2 protein-coding genes are annotated in these 1,419 nt (G+C 72.5%); both read right to left on the bottom strand.

Annotation, left to right across the window (positions count from 1 at the left end; all coding sequences use genetic code 11):
* A partial coding sequence (locus Q8Q85_00770) for a hypothetical protein (GenBank protein MDP3772779.1) occupies nt 1-266 on the bottom strand: 266 nt, incomplete at its 3' end.
* Nucleotides 241-1,329, bottom strand: coding sequence for a glycosyltransferase (locus Q8Q85_00765; protein ID MDP3772778.1), 1,089 nt, complete (start codon nt 1,327-1,329; stop codon nt 241-243). The genes Q8Q85_00770 and Q8Q85_00765, both read right to left, overlap by 26 nt.
* Nucleotides 1,330-1,419: the final 90 nt, after the last annotated feature.

Genomic DNA, 1,419 nt, shown 5'->3' with positions numbered 1-1,419 from the left:
TCGAGGACGGCGCCCTCTTTGGGCACCGCTTCCAGGCAGTGGTTCACGGCGCGCCACACGTCCCACGATTTCCCGCGGTCCCGGAACATGGGATACGTGGTCACCCGCGCGTCCGCCGCGAGGCGCCAGAGGCGCGTGACGTAGCGGCCGCGGCGCGGCCACGACCAGCTGCGGGCGTCGAGGAGATCGGCGGCGGTCGCCAGCTCATGATGCGAGCCGAGGACGGCCGCTCCGGCGCGGCTATACGGCGGCGCGGGTCTCGTCATATGCGGCGCGCACCTTGGCGGCGGCAGCGTCCCAGGTGTGTGAGTGTGCGCGCCGGCGCCCGCGTTCGATCAGGCCCGCCCGCAGGGCGGGATCGGTGAGAACCAGGGCCAGCGCGTCGGCGAGCGCCGGCGGGTTCGCGCCCTCGACGGTCACCGAGGCATCGCCGGCGGCCTCGGCCAGGCCGCCGGCGCCGCTGGTCACCACGGGCAGGCCCGCCGCCTGGGCCTCGAGCGCGGGCAGACCGAACCCTTCGTAGGTGGACGGGAGAACGAGCGCATCGGCGGCGTAGTATGCCGCGACGAGCGCTGCTTCGTCCACCTGGGGCTCCTGGCGCACGAAGCCTTCGACGCCGGCCGCGTCGATGGCGGCGTGATGCGCGGGGGTGAAGCGGCCGCCGATCTGGACGAGGAAGGCGTCCGCGCCGCGCTTCCGGAGCAGGCCGAGGGCGAGGATGGCGGCCTCGACGTTCTTCCGCGGCTCGCAGTTGCCGACGTGGAGGATCACGCGCCTCGCGTCGTCAGCGTGGGGCGTGGCGCCGAGCCAGTGGCGGCGTCGTGCGGCGATCGCCTCGTCGGACGGCTGCTTGAAGAACGCTTCGTCCACACCGTAGCCGGCCACGTGCACCCGATCGCTGGGCAGGCCGAGGAGCGCCACGGCCTCGCGCGCGGTGAACTCGCTCCCGGCGATCCAGTGCGAGGCACGCCGCACCCAGGTGAGCACCCACCACAACAGCGCATCGCGCAGCAGGGCGCTCGGGCCGCTCTCCTGTCGCCCGATCACGGACAGCGGGTAGACGTCATGTATCGTGACGATGGACGGGACGCCGGGGAACGCGCGCAGGCAATGCGCGTACGAGTGGTCCGCGACGTGAACAAGAGAAGGTTGGTAGCGCCCCAGCGCGCGGGGATAGCGCACGTACCGGGCCAGGTATCGCGGGCCGGGAATGGTGGAGGCTTCGCGGGGGACATCCACGTCCAGTCGCCGTGCCAGCTCGGCCGCGTAGCGGTCCATGCTGGGCCACCGTTCGAGCGCGAGGTCGGGTACCAGCAGGACGCGGTTCATCGCCACCAAGTATGACCGGCACGGGCACGAAAGGCGAAGTCGCCGCGCTTGCCCGACGCCCCGGCCGGCACCATCCTTCGTCCCCACCAT

The sequence above is a fragment of the Gemmatimonadales bacterium genome, assembly GCA_030697825.1.
In the GTDB taxonomy this organism is placed as follows: Bacteria; Gemmatimonadota; Gemmatimonadetes; order Gemmatimonadales; family JACORV01; genus JACORV01.
This window is presented reverse-complemented; position numbering and strand designations above follow the sequence as displayed.